We start from the raw sequence: 17199 nt of genomic DNA on the forward strand, positions 1-17199 counted from the left end.
GGTAAATGAAACTCCAGCTCTAGCTTATTTTGTCTAAGCATGTTTCATGCCCCTGATCAAATTATTTCGATAGATAGACCCCAGATAAGAGTTTCGGTGACCCCTGTCAAGGCTCTTAATATCATGTCAAATTTACTGAATAATCTAAGGTAATCACCTAATAAATCGACTCGATGAAAGGGTTTTCTTTCCCTTGGACATCACACCGATATCTAAAAAAATAGCAATATTTATCAAATAGTTAAGATAAATCCTCACCATTATTCTATATTTGACCAGAAAAAACACTTTACAATCGATAGTGATAATTATTATCATTCGTATCGCTTTCAGATGAACTGCCTTCAGGGTACAGATGAAAGCACGACATTGCTCACATTGCTTCCAGTGTTTACTTTAGCCAGCCAAGTGCTGGCTTCTTTTTATTAATTAATCCAGTCACCCTTTGTTTAAAATATTTGAATTTTTAAGTCAGATTTTTAAGCTTTAATGCTATCTCTTCTCAATTAGACTGTAAAAACCATTGAGGAGATTTAAATATGATCCATTTACGCAAAGCATCAGATCGCGGCCATGCCGATCATGGCTGGTTAACTAGTTGGCATACCTTCTCATTTGCCAGCTATTACGATACTAATTTTATGAATTTCTCAGCATTGAGAGTCATTAATGAAGATTTCATCAAAGCAGGTCAAGGTTTTGGTACCCATCCGCATAAGGATATGGAAATACTGACCTATGTTCTTTCTGGCGCCGTTGAACACCAGGATAGTATAGGAAATAAAGAGCGAGTACCTGCTGGTGAATTCCAAATTATGAGCGCAGGTACCGGCATTCGCCACTCAGAATACAATCCGAACAGTGATCGCCAATTGCATCTGTATCAAATTTGGATCATCCCAAGTAAAACGGGTTTAACACCGCGCTACGAACAAGGTCGCTTTGATGATGTACAAGGCCGCCAACTGGTGCTCTCGCCTGATGCGCGGGGTGGTTCACTAAAAGTATTTCAGGATATGACTTTATGGCGTTGGGTACTTGAGGATCACGAAACCGCCGAATATGTCGCAGAAAAAGGCCGTTATATTTGGATACAAGTCATTCGTGGCGAAGTGACGGTTAATGGCGTCAAAGCCACCACCAGCGATGGTCTGGCTATTCGAGATGAAGTCAATATTCAACTTAGCAGCAGCAGTGATAGTGAAATATTGTTGTTTGACCTTCCTCCAATATAAATATCAAATAAGCCTCACCCTAACGGATGAGGCTAAAAAATTCACAATTACAGTTTAGGACCTGCTTTCACTAAAGCTTCTCCCGCCGGTGTATCGGTATATTTATCAAAGTTGTCGACAAAGCGATGAGCCAAATCTTTCGCCCTCTCTTCCCATTGAGATTTATCTGCATAAGTCTTACGTGGGTCAAGAATATCGGTATCCACACCCGGTAACGCTGTCGGAACCGCTAGATCGAAAATAGGTAATGTAATGGTATCAGCTTCTTCAATATCACCATTTAAGATGGCATCAATGATCCCACGGGTATCCTTAATCGAGATTCGTTTACCCGTCCCATTCCAGCCAGTATTCACCAGATAAGCCTTAGCACCTGCGGCCTGCATACGTTTTACCAAGACTTCCGCGTATTGGGTTGGATGCAAAGTCAGGAATGCGGCACCAAAACAAGCAGAAAATGTAGGTGTTGGTTCAGTCACACCACGTTCGGTACCTGCCAATTTTGCCGTAAAACCAGATAGGAAGTGATATTGAGTCTGTTCGGGTGTCAAACGAGATACCGGAGGTAACACACCAAATGCGTCCGCAGTCAAGAAGATGACCTTAGTTGCATGGCCCGCTTTGGAAACCGGCTTAACAATGTTTTCAATATGGTTGATAGGATAAGAAACACGGGTGTTTTCAGTTTTTGAACCATCATGGAAATCAACCGTGCCATCTGTCAGTACAGTAACATTTTCCAGCAACGCATCACGTCTAATCGCATTGTAGATATCAGGTTCCGCTTCTTTGGACAGATTGATGGTTTTCGCGTAACAACCACCTTCAAAGTTGAATACACCGTCATCATCCCAACCGTGCTCATCATCACCAATCAGCTTACGTTTTGGATCAGTAGAAAGTGTGGTTTTACCTGTACCAGACAAGCCGAAGAAAACCGCAACGTCCCCTTTTTCACCCACGTTGGCAGAACAGTGCATCGAAGCAATTCCTTTCAGTGGCAACAGGTAGTTCATCATAGAGAACATCCCTTTCTTCATTTCGCCACCGTACCAGGTACCACCAATAAGCTGTATACGCTCTGTCAGGTTAAACGCGACAAAGTTTTCAGAGTTCAAACCCTGCTCTTGCCATTGCGGGTTGGTGCATTTTGCACCGTTCATCACAATAAAATCTGGTTTGAACTCAGCCAACTCTTCATCTGACGGACGGATAAACATGTTTTTAACAAAGTGGGCCTGCCATGCAACTTCTGTGATAAAGCGGACTTTCAATCGTGTATCTGCATTAGCACCACAGAAAGCATCAACTACAAACAAACGTTTGCCTGAAAGCTGTTTAGTTACCAAGCCTTTCAGGTATGTCCATGTTTCCTGCTGTAATGGCTTGTTATCATTTTTACCTTTTCCCTGGTCAGCCCACCATACGGTGTCACGGGTGACATCATCACGAACAATGTACTTATCTTTGGGGGAACGACCCGTGAAGATCCCCGTATCGACAGCCACAGCCCCCAGGTTGGTCAGAGTGCCACTCTCGCAGCCTTCGAGTGAAGGTTTGGTTTCTTCTGAAAATAACAACTCATAGCTTGGATTATAAATAATTTCATTAACATCATGGATTCCATAGTCCGCGAGTTCCTGCGGGGTAATACCTTTAACACTCATGTTATTGCTCCTGGGTAGTCACGCTTTTTCTGTGAGCAATAATAAATAGTTATGATTAATTAACAGCGATAGTTATCAAAAAATTGAAAACCCACTATTTTTTTAAGTTTAATCTGGGGCCAAAGGCACAAAAGCAGTTTTGAGTATTATGGATATTGCTAGAAAGGCGCGAATCCGCGCCTTAAAAGGTGAGAAAATTTGTTTAGATAGAATATCAATGGAGCTGATTCTTTTTTTCTGTTCTGATTGCAGCAAGATCATCAGCATCAAAAATATGGTGCGTGCCGCAATACTCACACGCCATATCAATGGCGCCATCTTTCTGCAAAATATGATTAACATCCTCATCGGAAAGTGTGACTAATGTGTCAGCATAACGTTGGCGAGAACAAGTACAACGGAATTCAACCGCTTGTGGTTCATATAATATGACATCCTCCTCATGATAAAGGCGGTGCAAGATCTCCTTAACTTCCAATGAAAATAACTCTTCACCTTTAATGGTTGCGGTAAGTTGCACCAGATGATCAAAAGCTTCTGCACTCCCCTGCTCCGCTGTTGGCAGAATTTGTAACAACATACCACCAGCAGCAACTCTTCCATCCTGAATGCCTGTACGGATAAATAGACGAGTGGGTAGCTGTTCAGACTGTCTGAAATAATCATCAAGGCAATCCGCCAGTGTTTCACCTTCCAACGCAATCACTCCCTGATAACGCTTACCATGAGTCGGTGTAATGGTAATAACCATATAGCCTGTACCCACCATCTGTTTCAAGCTGCTATTTTCAGTCACTAATCCATCAATACGAGCGAGACCACGCATTTGTTGCTGATGATTACCATTAATAACGGCTAATTTGACCGGGCCATCTCCCTGAATCTGAACCGTAATATCGCCATCAAATTTCAGGGTTGCAGTTAATAGACTAGTTGTTACCAACAGTTCTCCCAATAATTGCTGTACCGGCTGCGGGTAATCATGATTATCCAAAACATTCTGGTAAGTCTCACTGGCTAAAACCAGCTCACCACGTACAGAATAATTCTCAAATAAAAAGCGGTGTAATTGGTCTTGTTTAAACATATCTCTCTCATTCGAGCAGGTTATTCCTGCCCACTTAATTTATCGTTTTTAAACTTAATCAGCGTGCGTCTTTCTTTTTTATCCGGCCGGCGATCAGGATGAGGCATAGTTAATGCATTCATTTTTCGAGCAATTGCCATTTTTTCCCGGTTAGTAATACTCGCTTCCGTCTCTTGGTAAAGTTGTTGCGCCTCCGGCGCACCGCGCCGATGATTGCTTAGTGCAAGAACTTCAACTATACGTTCATCATTACCCTGACGCAGTTTAATTGCAGCCCCTAGTTCAACCAATTTACTCGGTTTACTTCTTTGACCATTATAGTGAACTTTACCACCGTCTATCATTTCCCGTGCAATAGCCCGTGTTTTATAAAAACGAGCCGCCCACAGCCACTTATCCAGACGGACAGCTTGATCGGAGTCTGAATTACCCTTCATTTTTCTTCTCACTATCAGCTTCGGCAAATAAAATAAATCCTAACATGCCATTGTCGATTATCGCCAATGCGTAGGCGGAAAAAGTGTATTAAAACAGTTATCGTAATATTGACTGATTTTGTTTATACGTTGTTTATTCTGCCGATTTTTCTTAATAACCAGCACAAAATTAATGATTAAGGTCGTAAAAAGAGCCAAGAATAAAATAGTGGTACCAATACAACGAGCAAGTGTCATGGTATCTAGTTCACTATGCAGCACAATCCGGCGGGTTCCATTACTATCTACGGACAATTCCATGACAATTCCCGTTGTCTCAAAGGGTGTTTGCAATACCATATCCGATAACCGCTGTAACTCACGCCATTGTTCCAACGCACTATGATCTTCCAACACACTATGGTCATAAGAGATGATGGCTGGCGTTATATATTCAACCAGTTGTTTGCCTTCATCACTGATAAGTAGAACACCGCCAGGAGAAGGGCTATTAAGCAGCATTGCAACTTTATCTATTTCCCGGTAGATAAATGATGATGTCGTCGCATCAACCAATTTCCCTAAAGCTTCAGCACCTGCCGGGCGCAATAAAACATGAATGCCATCCAGTTTGCCACTTTCTGCATTCTTTAACAAAGTTAGCCAATCAATAGCACTACCCAGGTTAACCAAAGCATTTTTCAATCGTAAACAGTCTGTTTCTTTTTCACATAGTTTTTTAGTTTTCAATACAATATCAGAGAAATCTTCCAATAAGATCATACTAGATTTGAAAATCTCCTGAGTAAGGTCTGGATTTATTACATCGTCATTTTCCTGTAAACGTAATTGTTTATTAACAGTCGCGATCAGTTTAGCTGCATTTTCTATAATTTCTGATTCTGGTATTGGCAGTGGATTAACCCTATTCCAATATATCCCCGAACAATCTAACGGAGAAAAATAGGTGTCGCCTTTACCGTTCATATTGTTTGGGGGCATATAACACATACCAATCCCTTTTGCTTTTAGGATATCCCCAACTCGCAATTCCATCCCTTCTATCATATCAACGTCAGTGATAACTTTTGTGATGCTGCCACGCAACCAAGCAAAACTGAGTTTCATCGGTACACTAACCGGCTGATAAAAATAGAGTAGTAACATAATAAGCAAGCAGCTAACGATCATCATGAGATTTTTTCCATAACGACGATAAGGGTAATTTTTCTCTTCATCATGCAAAGAGAGATAATGCCCTTGCCTGACTACCTGACCGTTAGTGTAAATATCAATATTGGTTTTCTGATCAAAATAGTGAGCAACATAGGGCTCCCAATGAGGAGGATAGATTAAATCAATCCCACCAAGAGAAATATTACTCATTTGTCCTTGTTCAAATTCGCCAAATAATCCCCATCGTTTTGGTATACCGGTAAGACAGTGAATATCCTGGCGCCTGCATATTGAAAGTGGGCAAAGTAATGGCCAAAAACTGACAACGACTAAACTACCTGCAATCAACATCAGCCACGGCAAAAGCAGTGCCGGTGAAAGTAACGCAAGAAACCAAATGAAAAATCCGAAACACAAAAATCCCCCCTCCCAAATACCCGATGAGTGATTCAACCGGTATTCCTCCAATGTCTCTTTACGAATATTTTGTAACTTTACGCTGGTTTCACCATTTTTTTGGATCGATGCCTGCTGATGAGATATATCTGAGATTACCGGAGCAGAAGGAAAATCCTGTTGAAAATCTTTCAGAAAGTGACCATTAATCGAAACAACCAGTGGTATTGTCGCAGTGTGAACAACATCAATAATATTCTGCTGTTTAATAAAAGGCTCAAGGAAAAACGGCAAATGAATTTCTGCCATATCAATATAATAACGCCAGCTATGTCGTTCATCTGAGGCAACAGAAAACCGGGTAATGGAATGACAGATAGTATAAACCATATCATTTTTACCCATCAGAATTGGCCAACTTGTTTTATTAATACGGTCTGTTACAACTGGCGGCAACACTCGATTCAAATAACATTCAATAGCCTGGTATTCATCAGCATTAAGTTTACGATAAGTTGGTTCAGCAACAGAAGGCAGATAACGGGCGCTATCATGTAGCTTCCATTTGAAAATCAGAAAGGAAGCCATGACAACCAGGCTAATTATCAAGATAGCCAATATAACGACTGTTACACTCATTTTATCCCTATACCTATGACAATCTTGCTATTGTTGTTTGCAAATTAGCAACTACACGTTAAGTTCTGAATTAGGTTATTTCTATTTATTTTTTTAATTTATTTTACAATGAGTTACATAATAACGCACTAAACTATATACAACATAGATCTATTTCCAAAGAGAATAAAGATAACAGTAACAACAATAACCAGCGATAATCACTATCATTTATCAAAATAATCGGCCATATTTAGTCAAGCTATGGAGTGTACCTAATTTCATCATAAAATCTAAGGTTAATGAAATAATTTATGACGTAATAATGCACAGGCACTCAACTCAACCAATATTAAATCATCAGGGGCAATTATGAATGACCTGAAAAACCCTAAAATCCTAAACATAGAGGACATTGCCCATTCACGTTTATTTCATATTCAGTCAGTTGATCTCGAATTTAGTAACGGCGTAAAACGTGTTTATGAACGGATGCGTCCGGCCAATCGAGAAGCTGTTCTGATAATCCCGGTCATTGGGGATGAATTGCTACTTATTCGTGAGTATGCAGTCGGCATTGAACAGTACGAATTGGGCTTTCCTAAAGGCGCGATTGACCCTGGGGAAAGTATCTTCGAAGCAGCTAACCGTGAGTTAAAAGAAGAAGTCAGCTTTGGTGCCAGAAAAATAGAACAATTAGCCAAACTCACTATGGCCCCATCCTATTTTTCCAGCAAAATGAACATTGTTATTGCCGAAAATCTCTATCCAGAAAGCCTGGAAGGGGACGAACCTGAACCACTACCACAAATACGTTGGCCGATAGCAGATATGATGTCATTACTGGATCACGCTGATTTCAACGAAGCACGCAATGTCTGCGCCCTATTTCTGGCACAAAGATACTTAACACACCGTTGAAGTTCACAGGCACAACAGCGCTTCGTTGTGCCTGTTTTATCATCAGAATAACTCCTGACTTTCACCATTCTCAATTAAAGTTGTGCCAACTTCTTGCACCGCACTCTCTGTAGGTTGAGTGCCGTCAATGAAGTATTCACTACGGGTATCTCCGCCGCCACCAGCAAGTTTACCTGTTTTACGATCTATCACGGCAGAAACAATCCCCGGAGGAGGTGTAACTTCTTTTTCAGGAACCCCCTCCAGCGCAATTTTCATAAAATCATCCCAAATTGGCTGTGCACTCTTAGCACCCGCCTCACCGCCACTGGCTGCTGTACGGCCAAGGCTTCTACGATGGTCATCAAAACCAATCCAAACCGTCGTGACAATATCTGGCCCATAACCTGAGAACCAAGCATCTTTTGAACTATTAGTTGTCCCAGTTTTGCCACCAATATCACGACGTTTCAGATCGCGTGAAGCACGCCAACCCGTACCTGACCAACCCAGCTCACCAAAGATATTGCTATTCAAAGCATCATGGATCAAAAATGCCAACTGAGTACTGATAACATGAGGAGCATATTCTTGCGCACCTTCACGGCTATCAATTACCGGAGCTCTTTCCAATTCAGGTAACGGCAATATCTCTTGTTGGCTGACATGAGATTGAGCAACATTCTCAATCGAGTTTTCAGACAGTTCGATTGAACGTACCGTATCCCCATAAATTACTGGAATATCGCACTGCGGACATGCAATTTTAGGTTTAGCCTCAAAGAGAACATCGCCATCTTCGTTTTCAATCTTAGTAATAAAGTAAGGATCGATCAGATAGCCACCATTGGACATAACAGAATACCCTCGTACCATTTGCATTGGTGTGAATGATGGCGAGCCCAAAGCCAGAGATTCTGTTCGTACTATATTTTGTGCCGGGAAACCAAACCGTTGCAGGTAATCAGCGGCATAATCGACTCCCATTGCTCGCATTGCTCGAACCATCACGACGTTCTTCGATTGCCCTAATCCCTGACGCAAACGGATTGGCCCAACATAAGTCGGTGGTGAGTTTTTCGGGCGCCAATCAGTACCGGCTCCTGCATCCCAACGGCTAATTGGTAAGTCATTCAGCAGTGAAGCCAATGTCAGCCCTTTATCCATCGCTGCGGTATAGAGAAATGGTTTAATATTAGAACCAATTTGACGTAATGACTGAGTGACACGGTTAAATTTACTCAAGTTGAAATCAAACCCACCAACCAGCGCCTTCACAGCACCATCATTCGGATCAATAGAGACCAAAGCAGCATTAGCTTCCGGCACTTGTGCCAACCACCAAATATCCTTTACTTTCCGAACCCAAACCTGTTCACCAACTTGAACCACTTCATTCACACTACGAGGAATCGCACCCTGAGCACTATCAGATTTGAACTTTCTGGCCCAACGGACACCCGCTATGGACAATTCTACACTGCTGCCATCAGGCAACATCACTATCGCCTGATCACTACCCGCTTTGGTCACTACTGCCGGCATTAACGACCCATAATTTGGTAAAGTCTTAAGCTTCTTGACAATCTGTTCTCGATCCCAAGCAGGTTCGCCCACTTTCCACAAAACTTCCTGCGCCCCACGGTAGCCATGACGCACATCATAATCAATGAGGTTATTACGAACCGCATCCACGGCAGCTAACTGAAGCTTACGGGTAATCGTGGTATAAACTTTATAACCGTCGGTATAAGCATTCTCACCATAACGCTCAATCATCTCCTGACGCACCATCTCGGACAAATAGGGCGCAGAGAAAGCAATCTGAGGTGCATGGTAATTAGCAACCAACTTTTCACTTCTAGCTTGATTATATTGCTGCTGAGTAATATAGCCCTCATTGAGCATACGGCTCAGAACCACATTACGGCGGTTAATCGCTCGGCCATAAGAATAAAGCGGGTTAAACGTAGAAGGTGCCTTTGGCAAACCAGCAATCATGGCTATTTCACTCAGTGTCAACTCATTGACACTCTTACCAAAATAAACTTGAGCCGCAGCCCCAACACCATAAGCCCGGTAACCAAGGTAAATTTTATTGAGATAGAGTTCGAGGATCTCATCTTTATTCAGCAATTGCTCAATCCTGATGGCCAGAAAAGCTTCCTTGATTTTACGCATCAACGTCTTCTCAGGAGTGAGAAAGAAATTTCTCGCCAGTTGCTGAGTAATGGTACTTGCCCCTTGTGATGCATGACCTGAACTCATCGCGACAGAGGCTGCCCGGATAATCCCTACAGGATCAACCCCGTGATGTTCATAAAAACGGCTGTCCTCCGTTGCAATGAACGCCTTCACCATAATGGGTGGAATTTCGGACAGCTCAAGAGGCATACGGCGTTTTTCACCATATTGGGCAATAAGCTCGCCATCTGCACTGAACACCTGCATTGGTGTCTGTAATCGAACATCCTTTAATGTCGCCACATCAGGTAACTGAGGCTCGATATATTTGTACATACCAAAAATCGAGGCTGTTCCCAGAAAAATGCAACTCACGACAAAGACTAGAAAATACTTTACGAACTTCACCTGAAATTTCCCATGCCATGTTAGTCGGGTGGTTTATAAACAATCGGCGCGTAGTATAAAGGTTACACAGCACCTTGAATATGGTCTTTTATTAAAATTACTGATATGGAGATCGATAGTTATGTATTCACCAAAATGGTATGTCGGATTGGACATCCAAAATGGCATCCTTCGCGCCGTCGCAGCTATAAAACGCCGAGATGGCTGGCAGCTTCGCCACTGCTGGCAATATCTTTTATCTGACGCGGTCATGCCAGAGGGCCGTTTACAACGGCCAGAAATATTATGTGATATTTTAAATCAATGGCGCCAAGAATTACCTAAAAAAATCAGTTTCAGACTCGCCCTACCTGTACAACAAACATTGCAGAAGAGTCTGATTTTACCTCCAGATATCAATCTTAAAGAGCCGGAACAAGGCTGGTTTATCAACGCCAGTGCCGAGAAACAATTTCCCTTTAACACCCGAGAACTAGCGCTGGATTACCGTATTATTGAACAAAACGCCTACATCAGCGCCGCTCGCCAGAAAGATCTCAACCTCTGGCTACAATGTCTTGCACAAGCAGGAATATTTCCAGACGCCATTGATATTGCCCCCTGTGCCCTACGCTATATAGCGCAATATGCTGGCGTTCCCGCTGATAGTTGGCTGTTACACAGGCAACAATCTGGCTGGCTATGGGTATCTCCTGCCAATGTCCCCTTCGCTTATGATCTAGTATCAGCAAATACGGCTGTTTCTCCACAGCAGATTATCCGTCAATTATTTACTTCATCTATGGCTGAACAGCCTGTTTACTACAGTAGCTACCAACAAGAAGCCCTACCTGAAGGAACTTACTCTTGGGATATGTTGACAGCATTTCGTCACTATCAACCACCACTGCCAATCCAACTGATGGAATATGTGATAGCTGGTGGTTTAGCACTCAGACCGGATGATAAGTAACGATGTATCAGGTTAATTTTCTACCTTGGCGCCAAACCCAGCTAAAACATCGTTATCGTTGGTGGGCGATTCTTCTCTTATTGCAATTGATATTGTGGCTGACAATGCTCGTCTGGATGTTATTAAAACAACAGGAAACGATTAACCAGTATCAAAGACAATGGCAGCAACTCAACCAGCAACAATTATATTTGCAACAACAGATAACTCAGACAGAGGAGGCGGTTAATCTTCACAACAAACTGGCCTATAAATTAAAACAACAACAAACGTGGCTGAAACAGAACCAACAACATTGGCAATTATTCAATGAATTACCTGAATTATTACCGGAAGGAAGTTGGTTAACCGCTTTCGATGATCAGGCAGGTCAATTAAAACTGGTTGCTAATAGTCTGGATTATTCCAGTATGACGTCTCTGCTGGATAATCTTGAAAACAACGGGCAATTGTCTGAAATTCAACTAAAAAAGATGACCACTACCGAACAACAAATTAGACAATTTATTATTGACGCTAACTGGCAGACGGAGATATCCGATGATAAAAAGTGACTATCTATGGTGGTTTGCCAAACCAACCTGGCTGCTCTTTATCTGGCAGCAGGCTATTATCATGCCATTTCTGATTCTGTTTTATCTCTTCTTCTGGCAAGAAAGAATTGAACAGCGAAGTAGCCTGACACAAAAAATAGCAGCTCAACAAATCAATACCAAAGCAGCTAATGAACGACTAAATCAGCTACCGCTATTGGAAGATATACAACAACACATCAACCAAATAGAAAATGGACTCAGTAAGCCGCGACAAAATGAGGTAAAAATTACCGCAATAAAACAATTACAACAGCCATTGATAAACTCTGGCGCGCAAGTTCTTGAGTGGCAACGTAAAAAAGAAGGGGAAAAAACGCTCTGGCAAATCACAATTTATTTGAACTACGAACAGATGCTAAGTTTTCTTGAGGCGTTACAAGCGTTATATCCACCGCTGCTGATTAAACAGCTTTCCATTTCACCATCAGGTGAATCCCTAAACATCAAAATCACCCTGTCAGAAACCTCACATGAGGAATTTTATGACTAAAAAATTTATTCTGTTTATCCTTTTTCTGCCCGCTATTGTTGTTGCAGAAATAAGAAATCCTTTTACTCCCCCGATGATAGAGACAGAAGAGCAATCGGTTGAGTTATTTGATCAATCAGTCAATGAGACCGAAATTCAGTCCCTCTCAACCGTATTACAATATGCAGATGCAGAAAGAATCGCCATGAATCTCAGGCAAAATACGCCCGCACTGATAACAAAAGAAGGTAAAGTTGATTTTGATCCTGAAACTAACAGTTTAATTTTACAGGATACCCCCATCGCCATCGCACAGATAAAAAGCTGGTTGAAAGAGATAGATACACCACAGCAGCAAGTGCAGATTACTGCACATATCGTGACCAGTAGCCGAGAAGCATTACATGAACTCGGCATTTACTGGGGTATGCCGATAGGAGAGCAGATTAATACATCAACTGGTATAAACCGACTCAATATCAACCAAGCAGCCAGCGATAACATGCATCGATTTGCGTTCAATATTGCCCGCATTCACACCAGTTTGCTGGAAATGGAGCTCAGTGCCTTAGAACAAGAAAACCAACTAGATATTATCGCTAGCCCAAGACTAACCGCCTCTCATCAACAGTTAGCCAGCATCAAGCAAGGCTCTGATATTCCTTACATCAGCCAAGAAAAAGAGAAAAGTACCGTGCAATTTAAAGAAGCCGTACTAGGAATGGAAGTCACACCCCATATACTGAGAAAAAACAAAATCAGGCTCTCTCTGAAAATCAGTCAAAACATGCCAGGGATCTCAATAAGTCAAGGAGGAGGTGAGAATTTAACCATCGACAAACAGGAAATAATAACTCAAGTTACTGTAAAAAATGGTGAAACACTTATTCTCGGTGGAATTTTTCAACAGAAAAAAGGCGAGCAAACCCAGAAGGTCCCTTATCTATCGGACATCCCACTAATCGGCTCATTATTCAACCAAAAAGGTCATAAACACAGCCGACGTGAGTTAGTCATATTTATTACACCTCAATTGATGGACATTTGATCAAAAATAAAAATATAACCATTATATCAGTGAGTTGGATATAAAAAACTTAACTGTTCCGTATGATGATGCGCAGATTTTTCCAACTAATCCTGTTTATAGATTTGACGCTGAGTCCGATTTAGCATACAAGAGTTAACTAATTGAGTGGTCGGGTTTAACATCACAATAATCAGCCAATGAAACCAGAGCTTCCGTCACAAAAAGCTCGTCGTTGATTTATATAGTTGCAAAACTGGCTGATGTACTGAGATAATTTTGTTATCTGATCTCACATTACCGCTCATGAGGTTTCAGTTTAGGTCCCGCTGCTGATTTTGATTAGCGGGGCGGGTTATCATTAACGAATAGTCTTAGTAATACCAAAAACATGGCAGAGAAACGTAATATCTTTCTGGTTGGGCCTATGGGTGCCGGCAAAAGCACTATTGGTCGTCAGTTAGCTCAGCAACTCAATATGGAGTTTTACGACTCCGATCAAGAAATTGAGCGACGTACCGGAGCTGACGTGGGCTGGGTATTCGATGTGGAAGGCGAAGAAGGCTTCCGCGAACGCGAAGAAAAAGTGATTAACGAACTCACTGAAAAACAAGGCATTGTACTGGCGACTGGCGGAGGTTCTGTGAAATCCAGAGAAACCCGTAATCGTCTGTCTGCCCGTGGGGTCGTGGTCTACTTGGAAACCACCATTGAAAAACAGTTAGCACGCACTCAGCGCGATAAAAAACGTCCTTTACTTCAAGTTGATGCACCAGCACGTGAAGTTTTAGAAAATTTAGCAAACGAACGTAATCCTCTGTATGAGGAAATTGCTGATGTCACTATCCGTACCGATGAACAGAGCGCTAAAGTTGTCGCTAACCAAATCATTGAGTTACTGGAAAAAAACTGATTCAAGCAAGTCTGTACAGCGATAAATAATTAAGGCGAAGGCTGCTTATGGAAAAGATCACTGTCACTTTAGGGGAACGTAGTTACCCAATTACCATTGCAAAAGGGCTATTTGACGATCCTTCTGCTTTTGCACCATTGAAAGCAGGCCAGCAAGTTATGCTGGTGACGAATCAAACCCTAGCTCCGCTGTATTTGGCAAAAGTAAAAGCCACCTTGCAGCAAACCGGGATTCGGGTAGATGAAGTGGTTCTACCTGATGGTGAACAGTACAAATCTCTTTCTGTATTAAATGACGTATTTTCTGCCTTGCTGGAAAATAACCATAGCCGGGACACAACGCTTATCGCTCTCGGTGGCGGCGTAATCGGTGATTTAACTGGTTTTGCCGCCGCCTGTTATCAACGTGGTGTCCATTTTATTCAAATGCCTACCACCCTTCTTGCCCAGGTTGATTCCTCTGTCGGAGGAAAAACCGCAGTAAACCATCCCCTTGGCAAGAACATGATAGGTGCATTCTATCAACCAGTCTCTGTGATGGTCGATCTTAATTGCCTGCAAACGCTTCCAGCCCGCGAACTCTCTTCCGGTCTGGCTGAGGTCATCAAGTACGGTATCATTCTCGACAGCGTATTTTTTAGCTGGCTTGAAGATAATATGGATAAACTCCTGGCTCTTGACAGCCAAGCAATGACTTACTGCATCCGTCGTTGCTGCGAATTGAAAGCTGAAGTTGTCGCAGCAGATGAGAAAGAATCGAGTGGCTTACGTGCCCTACTGAATCTTGGTCACACCTTCGGTCACGCCATCGAAACAGAAATGGGATATGGTGTCTGGTTACATGGGGAAGCCGTTGCCGCCGGAATGGTCATGGCAGCAAGAACAGCTCAACTTGTTGATAATTTCTCTGAACAGGATATTCAACGTATTATCCGATTGTTGGAGCGGGCAAATCTGCCTGTACACGGGCCACAAAACATGCCACCAGAAGCCTACCTCCCACATATGATGCGAGATAAGAAAGTTATAGCAGGTAAATTACGACTGGTTCTTCCAACAAAAATAGGTAAAGCTGATCTCCGCTCAGATATTGAACACAACTGTGTTCTTGACGCTATCCGTCAGTGTTTACTATGAAAGTGTGTAAATTTTAAGTAAGTTGTATACTTATAGCATTAAATTAAATGTTTTTTTGCATCCATCTGGTTGTTATGTCATAAAATAACGACTCTATCAGACAAATTTCTATCTTCGTTAAGTCAGCCTGCCGGACTGACTTCAATTGCAATTGGCAGTATTGGCTCTGTTTGGAGGGCATATGGACGAATTCAAATCAGAAAATGAACAAAGAGCAAATAACGAGTTTAGGCCAGATACCTCAGATCGCCGTCCTTCACGCTCGCGTCAGCCATTAAACAAACCCAAATTTGCGGTTTCACGTCAGCAAATGATGCTCGGCATTGGGATTTTAGTGCTGCTACTGCTGATTATTGCTATCAGTTCTGCCTTAAAAGCCCCAACTGAACATGAAAAACAGCAATCGCCAAATGTTGCCGAGAAGAATATTGATTTATCAAGTTCATCATCCAACAACGATGACAATAAATCCATAACATCAGAGAATACCACTACAGAGACAATCAACAGACCACAGGAAATCAATGTTCCTCCTGTCAGTGGTACTTCAACTCAACCTCATCAGCTTCAAACTAACAATGGCGAAACCCAAAATCAGCGCATTGAATTATCAGGAAATATTCCTGATGCACTGACTCAACAACAAAGTAATATAAATCACGCAGTACAGAATCTGAATCAAACCCAACAATCACAGCCAGTAACACCACCACCGGTGGTACAGCAGAAATCAGAAAATATCCGTCCACTGAAATCAGAAACACCAGCTAAATCAAAACCATCGACAAGTCATGCTAGCAGTAAAAACAATGTGGTCAGTAGCACCAGTAGTGATCAATTAAAAACCCCGGCAAACCATTACACTTTGCAATTAAGTAGTGCCAGCCGCTCAGATACACTGACCGCTTTTGCTAAAAAGCATAATCTTACCCATTACAAAGTTTATGAAACTAAACGTAATGGAAAAGTTTGGTTTGTTTTAATTCATGGTGATTACCGTTCCGTTTCTGAAGCCAAACGGGCCGTTTCATCTCTACCAGCCGAGATTCAGGCGAAAAAACCTTGGGTTAGAACGATGCAGCAAGTGCAACAAGACCTAAGAAAATAAAACAATATTTATTAGGCGCTGATATGCTGTCCTAAACAGAGTACAATCTGCGGCTCTGGAATGATTGAGTAATTAATTGACAGCATGAAAAAAAAACGCGCTTTCTTAAAATGGGCCGGTGGAAAATACCCGTTGGTAGATGATATCAAACGTCATCTGCCAGCCGGTAGTTGTCTGATAGAGCCATTTGTTGGCGCAGGTTCTGTCTTTTTGAACACAGACTACGATTCTTATATCCTCGCTGATATCAACAGTGACCTGATTAACCTGTACAACACAGTAAAACTCAGGGCTGATGAGTTTATCGTCCACACACAGCCTCTGTTTACCCAAGAATACAATACAGCCGAACATTTTTATCAGTTACGAGAGCAATTTAACCAAAGCACTGACCCGTTCCATCGCAGCGTGTTATTCCTTTATCTCAATCGCCATTGTTACAACGGCCTCTGTCGTTATAATTCTCATGGTAAATTTAACGTACCTTTTGGCCGTTATAAAAAACCCTACTTTCCCGAAGAAGAATTACACTGGTTTGCTGAAAAAGCCCAAAATGCGACTTTTATCTGTGAGCACTACCAACACACGTTGAACGAAGCACATAAAGGCTCAGTTATCTATTGCGATCCCCCTTATGCTCCTTTGTCAGCAACAGCGAACTTTACGGCATATCACACCAATAGTTTTAACGTTGCAGATCAGGAAAATCTGGCAAATATTGCATTTAAGTTATCATCAGAACGTGCAATTCCTGTTTTGATATCCAACCACGATACGCCAATGACGCGAAAATGGTACTATCAGGCTTCACTTCATATTGTCAAAGCACGTCGTACTATCAGCAGGAATATCCTTGCCCGCAGTAAGGTAGACGAACTTTTGGCATTATATCGCTGATTTATCCACTCCCC

At 42.0% G+C, this 17199-nt stretch carries 15 protein-coding genes; 10 read left to right on the forward strand and 5 right to left on the reverse strand.

Annotation, left to right across the window (positions count from 1 at the left end; all coding sequences use genetic code 11):
- The first annotated feature begins 539 nt into the window (after positions 1–539).
- The gene (locus tag ACGF49_RS15225) at positions 540–1235 is read left to right on the forward strand and encodes a pirin family protein (RefSeq protein WP_113042797.1); all 696 of its coding nucleotides are present in this window, start codon (positions 540–542) and stop codon (positions 1233–1235) included.
- A gap of 47 nt (positions 1236–1282) precedes the next feature.
- On the opposite strand, the gene pckA is transcribed toward ACGF49_RS15225, so the two are convergent.
- From pckA to ACGF49_RS15245, 4 genes are all read right to left on the reverse strand, one after another.
- Entirely contained in the window at positions 1283–2902 is a 1620-nt protein-coding gene (pckA, locus tag ACGF49_RS15230; protein ID WP_387491699.1) for a phosphoenolpyruvate carboxykinase (ATP), read from the reverse strand.
- Between the two features lie 214 nt (positions 2903–3116).
- Positions 3117–3989 carry an Hsp33 family molecular chaperone HslO gene (gene hslO, locus ACGF49_RS15235; RefSeq protein ID WP_387491702.1) on the reverse strand — a complete coding sequence of 291 codons (873 nt, stop codon included), beginning with the start codon at positions 3987–3989 and terminating at the stop codon, positions 3117–3119.
- 20 nt (positions 3990–4009) lie between these two features.
- A complete protein-coding gene (gene hslR, locus ACGF49_RS15240) occupies positions 4010–4426 on the reverse strand; it encodes a ribosome-associated heat shock protein Hsp15 (RefSeq protein ID WP_113042791.1) in 417 nt (138 codons plus the stop codon).
- 57 nt (positions 4427–4483) lie between these two features.
- Positions 4484–6616, reverse strand: coding sequence for an intracellular growth attenuator family protein (locus ACGF49_RS15245; protein ID WP_113042789.1), 2133 nt, complete (start codon positions 6614–6616; stop codon positions 4484–4486).
- A 351-nt stretch (positions 6617–6967) separates the two neighbouring features.
- Between ACGF49_RS15245 and nudE the strand changes: the two genes are divergently transcribed.
- Positions 6968–7516, forward strand: a complete 549-nt coding sequence (nudE, locus tag ACGF49_RS15250; RefSeq protein WP_113042787.1) for an ADP compounds hydrolase NudE — start codon at positions 6968–6970, stop codon at positions 7514–7516.
- Between the two features lie 42 nt (positions 7517–7558).
- Here the strand turns inward: nudE and mrcA are convergent, their stop codons facing one another.
- Positions 7559–10087, reverse strand: a complete 2529-nt coding sequence (mrcA, locus tag ACGF49_RS15255) for a peptidoglycan glycosyltransferase/peptidoglycan DD-transpeptidase MrcA (RefSeq protein ID WP_387491706.1) — start codon at positions 10085–10087, stop codon at positions 7559–7561.
- A gap of 121 nt (positions 10088–10208) precedes the next feature.
- Here mrcA and pilM point away from each other — a divergent pair, with 121 nt between their 5' ends.
- The 8 genes from pilM to dam all read left to right on the forward strand — a co-directional run bounded on the left by pilM (position 10209) and on the right by dam (position 17185).
- Positions 10209–11039 (forward strand): pilus assembly protein PilM, encoded by an 831-nt coding sequence (gene pilM, locus ACGF49_RS15260; RefSeq protein ID WP_271859477.1) that lies wholly within the window; start codon positions 10209–10211, stop codon positions 11037–11039.
- A 2-nt stretch (positions 11040–11041) separates the two neighbouring features.
- Positions 11042–11593 (forward strand): PilN domain-containing protein, encoded by a 552-nt coding sequence (locus ACGF49_RS15265; protein WP_387491710.1) that lies wholly within the window; start codon positions 11042–11044, stop codon positions 11591–11593.
- Positions 11580–12125, forward strand: coding sequence for a hypothetical protein (locus ACGF49_RS15270; RefSeq protein WP_387491712.1), 546 nt, complete (start codon positions 11580–11582; stop codon positions 12123–12125). The genes ACGF49_RS15265 and ACGF49_RS15270 overlap by 14 nt, the downstream gene beginning before the upstream one ends.
- The gene (pilQ, locus tag ACGF49_RS15275) at positions 12118–13152 is read left to right on the forward strand and encodes a type IV pilus secretin PilQ (RefSeq protein WP_113042777.1); all 1035 of its coding nucleotides are present in this window, start codon (positions 12118–12120) and stop codon (positions 13150–13152) included. Before ACGF49_RS15270 ends, pilQ begins: the two co-directional genes overlap by 8 nt.
- Positions 13153–13522: 370 nt before the next feature.
- Complete coding sequence (gene aroK / locus ACGF49_RS15280; RefSeq protein WP_011144496.1) at positions 13523–14044, forward strand: shikimate kinase AroK; 522 nt, start codon at positions 13523–13525, stop codon at positions 14042–14044.
- A gap of 47 nt (positions 14045–14091) precedes the next feature.
- On the forward strand, positions 14092–15180 hold the full coding sequence (aroB, locus tag ACGF49_RS15285) for a 3-dehydroquinate synthase (RefSeq protein ID WP_113042775.1): 1089 nt from the start codon (positions 14092–14094) through the stop codon (positions 15178–15180).
- A gap of 181 nt (positions 15181–15361) precedes the next feature.
- Positions 15362–16288 carry an SPOR domain-containing protein gene (locus ACGF49_RS15290; RefSeq protein WP_271859476.1) on the forward strand — a complete coding sequence of 309 codons (927 nt, stop codon included), beginning with the start codon at positions 15362–15364 and terminating at the stop codon, positions 16286–16288.
- 84 nt (positions 16289–16372) lie between these two features.
- Positions 16373–17185 (forward strand): adenine-specific DNA-methyltransferase, encoded by an 813-nt coding sequence (gene dam / locus ACGF49_RS15295; protein ID WP_112878414.1) that lies wholly within the window; start codon positions 16373–16375, stop codon positions 17183–17185.
- Positions 17186–17199 lie beyond the last annotated feature (14 nt).

It is taken from the genome of Photorhabdus sp. RM96S (assembly GCF_042879335.1).
Lineage (GTDB): Bacteria > Pseudomonadota > Gammaproteobacteria > Enterobacterales > Enterobacteriaceae > Photorhabdus > Photorhabdus kayaii.

Excerpts from the sequence above, each read along its gene's own strand:
- ACGF49_RS15225 (WP_113042797.1), top strand. The coding sequence starts at position 540 with ATGATCCATTTACGCAAAGCATCAGATCGCGGCCATGCCGATCATGGC.
- pckA (WP_387491699.1), bottom strand. The coding sequence starts at position 2,902 with ATGAGTGTTAAAGGTATTACCCCGCAGGAACTCGCGGACTATGGAATC.
- hslO (WP_387491702.1), bottom strand. The coding sequence starts at position 3,989 with ATGTTTAAACAAGACCAATTACACCGCTTTTTATTTGAGAATTATTCT.
- hslR (WP_113042791.1), bottom strand. The coding sequence starts at position 4,426 with ATGAAGGGTAATTCAGACTCCGATCAAGCTGTCCGTCTGGATAAGTGG.
- ACGF49_RS15245 (WP_113042789.1), bottom strand. The coding sequence starts at position 6,616 with ATGAGTGTAACAGTCGTTATATTGGCTATCTTGATAATTAGCCTGGTT.
- nudE (WP_113042787.1), top strand. The coding sequence starts at position 6,968 with ATGAATGACCTGAAAAACCCTAAAATCCTAAACATAGAGGACATTGCC.
- pilM (WP_271859477.1), top strand. The coding sequence starts at position 10,209 with ATGTATTCACCAAAATGGTATGTCGGATTGGACATCCAAAATGGCATC.
- ACGF49_RS15265 (WP_387491710.1), top strand. The coding sequence starts at position 11,042 with ATGTATCAGGTTAATTTTCTACCTTGGCGCCAAACCCAGCTAAAACAT.
- ACGF49_RS15270 (WP_387491712.1), top strand. The coding sequence starts at position 11,580 with ATGATAAAAAGTGACTATCTATGGTGGTTTGCCAAACCAACCTGGCTG.
- pilQ (WP_113042777.1), top strand. The coding sequence starts at position 12,118 with ATGACTAAAAAATTTATTCTGTTTATCCTTTTTCTGCCCGCTATTGTT.
- aroK (WP_011144496.1), top strand. The coding sequence starts at position 13,523 with ATGGCAGAGAAACGTAATATCTTTCTGGTTGGGCCTATGGGTGCCGGC.
- aroB (WP_113042775.1), top strand. The coding sequence starts at position 14,092 with ATGGAAAAGATCACTGTCACTTTAGGGGAACGTAGTTACCCAATTACC.
- ACGF49_RS15290 (WP_271859476.1), top strand. The coding sequence starts at position 15,362 with ATGGACGAATTCAAATCAGAAAATGAACAAAGAGCAAATAACGAGTTT.
- dam (WP_112878414.1), top strand. The coding sequence starts at position 16,373 with ATGAAAAAAAAACGCGCTTTCTTAAAATGGGCCGGTGGAAAATACCCG.